This is a genomic window from Shewanella sp. AC91-MNA-CIBAN-0169, assembly GCF_040310165.1.
GTDB lineage: Bacteria > Pseudomonadota > Gammaproteobacteria > Enterobacterales > Shewanellaceae > Shewanella.
Genome location: NZ_JBEOPM010000053.1, coordinates 1 through 3,103 on the forward strand (window position 1 = coordinate 1; position 3,103 = coordinate 3,103).

Consider the following 3,103-nt stretch of genomic DNA (forward strand, 5'->3'; position numbering starts at 1 on the left):
TAATTCACTTGCTGTAACTTACCGCTCCCTGTTTATTTGTAAATTAATTGAGGCGACAACTATCCTGACACAGGGGGCTTTATATCTCCATCGGAAGATGTAATCGGATTGTCCATCCATCGGACACTAAAAACACTGCCGTCGGGATAGTTGTCCAAGTCCTTTTTAAACCATACTTGTTCAGGAAAGCTCCTAAATAGCTCTATCTGCCAAGCTGATTTTTGATTTTTTAATCTATTAGCTAACAGCGTATTAAGTTGCGGAGATGGATCTTCTTTAGCTACTTTCCACGCTCTATTTATTAATACAATTCTATTTACAATATCGTTAAGCTTCATATTTAATCAACTTTAATAATGATATTTTATAATAACTTACAACTAATGAGTCACTAGATTGAATCTTATATTGCGTTATCCATCAAGATGTATTTTTACAGGAATGCTAAAGGATTTTGAACTTAGGTAAGATTTTGAAGCGAAGAATTCTAACAACAAATAATGTTGTATGACTTTCAGTGACTGGATATTGAGTTTAGCAAGCTCATGGATTTGTGTTTCGAAGTGTAGCTTCATTGATTTCCTCATTCCCTGTCTTTTCCTTAATATCCATATTACGCAATAACAATGCCAAATTGATTGCCACTGTTTAACTATCAGTTTCAATATTTAAACGCTTCATCCAATTTGTTAGCGTTTGATGATCTTTTAACCCAAGCATTATTGTTGCTTTCTTTTTGACATATCCTGAAGCCTTTAACGCTGCTTTAACATATTTTTTTTGAATGTCATCAGTGATTTGCACTATATCGACTATATCATTAATTGTCATTGAAAGATCGTCAGATATATTGTTTTTTTGCCTCTTAATTAAACTTTTAAAGATATCTTCATCATTGATAATTGTTGTATCTGACCACAAAAACGCTCTGTTTAATGTGCTCCATAGCTCACGAATATTACCTGGCCATGATTGGGTGCAAATTAAATTAATTCCCTTTTCGGAAATTTGTTTACTTTTGTAGCTTGGGTGCTTTGAACTCGATTGATTGATTTGATCTACAAGCTGAGTGACTATACTGGGTATATCTTCAATGCGGTTGCGTAAAGCAGGCATTTCAATGATACCGACAGCTAATCGATAAAAAAGATCTTCTCTAAATTTACCTTGAGATACTAACAAGGATAAATCTTGGTGTGTTGCTGCAATAATACGAACATCAACGAAGATACTTTTGGTATCTCCTAGTCGAGTTATTTCACCTTGTTGCAGGGCTCGAAGTAATTTAACTTGCACACTGAGCGGCAACTCACCTACTTCGTCTAAAAAAAGAGTTCCGCCATCTGCTTGTTCAAATAAGCCTGGGTGATCTTTTTCAGCACCAGTAAACGCTCCTTTTTTGTGGCCAAATAATGTCGAGTCGACAATATTTTCTGCTAATGCACCACAGTTAATAATTCGAATAGGCTTGCTAGATCGAAGGCTACCGAGATGTATAGCATTGGCCATTAACTCCTTACCGGTACCTGTTTCACCCAAGATCAAAGCCGGCACTTCTGAAGCGGAAATTTTCTGCGCTTTGGATACGGTTATTTTCATTGCGCTTGAATGGTTGGTTAAATTATTAAACGCGCGATGAAAGTTAGGTTCAGATGTTGCTTTGAAGGCAATACTTTTAGATGCTGATTGAACATAGGCTTGGGCAAAATCCAGCGGTATTTTGACTAGAATAAGTTCATTACTGGGCGTTGCTTGTAAGAAATGCGTGTTGGACTTACCTTTGCCAATAAGCACTGAAAGTGTTGTCATTGCTGGCGTACCAGAGGTTAAGTTTATCGATAGTGTGTCAGCTTCATCGCTTAGCTTAGAAATCCATTTATCGGTGACTTTTGCGATAGATAGGTAATCAATCGGACTATCGATATGAGCTTTGTGTACTTGAATATCTTGATCAGGACGATTAGCAATTGCCATACGTTTTTTAAGAAAACGTTCGAAATGAGACCATTTGTCTTCGTCTTTGTTCGACAAGATTACAATTTTATCAAAGGGTTGTTCAGATTTAGCTGCAATTGTACTGATTGCAGCATTTGTATCATTAAGCATGTTGTCTAGGTCTTTAGTGCCTAGCCAAGTAAGAAGAGTATGCATCCATGGGTACTCATATTAAGAATCAGTAAATAAGATTACATTAAATAATTATTATTACCATGAACTGTTTTTAATTACTCCTCAACATACTCAATAATATCGTCTACTTTACAACTAAAATACTGACATAGTGAATCGATCGCTTTTGTCGTTGTTGAGTACTGATAGCTCGGATTCATCATCTTAGATAACGCCGTTCTATTCACCCCAGCCGAATCAGCGACCTCCTGCAAAGTGATTTTCCTTCGTTCTTTAAATTCTTTTTCTGCTATTAACTCTTTGATTTTAAACCTAATCACTTTATTTAACCTCTAAATGAGCCAAAACAACACAAAATGTTCCTTGCAAGAACAATCAACAGATGCTTTAATGTTCCCACAAAGAACAAATAAAGCATTGCAAGAACATAATGAGGTTTATATGAAACAAACATTACTTAATGCGAAAGAACTTTCTCAAAGAATAAAGTTTAGTGCGGCATATATCAACCACACATTGAAAGATAATGTGTTCTTTGAAGGAGTTCATTACATTAAGCCTTTTGGTGGGCGAAAAGTTTTTTACATTTGGGAAGAAATTGAACGAGAGCTTTTTAGGAAAACAGAACCAAATAGATTAGTTGTCCCAATGGCAAGAGGAGGTGTTTGCCATGGGTAATATAAGAGCTCGTGAAGGAAAACTATTTTTCGATTTCACTTATGAGGGGATCCGCTGTAGAGAGCAAACAGTTCTGATTGATAACCGTTTAAATAGATCAAAAATGACGAGTATTTTAAATACAATCGAAGCAGAGATCCGTTTAAATCGATTTGTGTTTAAGTCTTACTTCCCTTCAAGTTCACGATGTTGTCAATTCTCGGAATTTGACCTAAAGGTGGGTAATCTCCCCATTTTTAGCTGAGATCAAAAGTAGAGACTTAGGCCACTAGTGCCAGTTTTTGCTTTGGTGGGA

5 protein-coding genes are annotated in these 3,103 nt (G+C 36.1%); 2 read left to right on the forward strand and 3 right to left on the reverse strand.

The window, feature by feature from the left end; all coding sequences use genetic code 11:
* Positions 1–59: 59 nt before the first annotated feature.
* The 3 genes from AAEY98_RS22020 to AAEY98_RS22030 form a co-directional block, all read right to left on the reverse strand.
* Positions 60–338 carry a hypothetical protein gene (locus AAEY98_RS22020; protein WP_351019662.1) on the reverse strand — a complete coding sequence of 93 codons (279 nt, stop codon included), beginning with the start codon at positions 336–338 and terminating at the stop codon, positions 60–62.
* A 310-nt stretch (positions 339–648) separates the two neighbouring features.
* Positions 649–2,106: a sigma-54 interaction domain-containing protein gene (locus tag AAEY98_RS22025; protein ID WP_351019665.1), complete on the reverse strand. Its 1,458-nt coding sequence runs from the start codon at positions 2,104–2,106 to the stop codon at positions 649–651.
* A 119-nt stretch (positions 2,107–2,225) separates the two neighbouring features.
* On the reverse strand, positions 2,226–2,450 hold the full coding sequence (locus tag AAEY98_RS22030; protein ID WP_342860251.1) for a helix-turn-helix domain-containing protein: 225 nt from the start codon (positions 2,448–2,450) through the stop codon (positions 2,226–2,228).
* A gap of 16 nt (positions 2,451–2,466) precedes the next feature.
* On the opposite strand from AAEY98_RS22030, the gene AAEY98_RS22035 reads away from it, so the two are divergent.
* Positions 2,467–2,808: a hypothetical protein gene (locus AAEY98_RS22035; RefSeq protein ID WP_502959659.1), complete on the forward strand. Its 342-nt coding sequence runs from the start codon at positions 2,467–2,469 to the stop codon at positions 2,806–2,808.
* Positions 2,801–3,052 (forward strand): Arm DNA-binding domain-containing protein, encoded by a 252-nt coding sequence (locus tag AAEY98_RS22040; protein ID WP_351019669.1) that lies wholly within the window; start codon positions 2,801–2,803, stop codon positions 3,050–3,052. Before AAEY98_RS22035 ends, AAEY98_RS22040 begins: the two co-directional genes overlap by 8 nt.
* Positions 3,053–3,103: the final 51 nt, after the last annotated feature.

Bases quoted from the DNA above. Each gene is read 5' to 3' on its own strand.
- AAEY98_RS22035 (WP_502959659.1), top strand. From the start codon at position 2,467: ATGAGCCAAAACAACACAAAATGTTCCTTGCAAGAACAATCAACAGAT.
- AAEY98_RS22020 (WP_351019662.1), bottom strand. From the start codon at position 338: ATGAAGCTTAACGATATTGTAAATAGAATTGTATTAATAAATAGAGCG.
- AAEY98_RS22040 (WP_351019669.1), top strand. From the start codon at position 2,801: ATGGGTAATATAAGAGCTCGTGAAGGAAAACTATTTTTCGATTTCACT.
- AAEY98_RS22025 (WP_351019665.1), bottom strand. From the start codon at position 2,106: ATGCTTAATGATACAAATGCTGCAATCAGTACAATTGCAGCTAAATCT.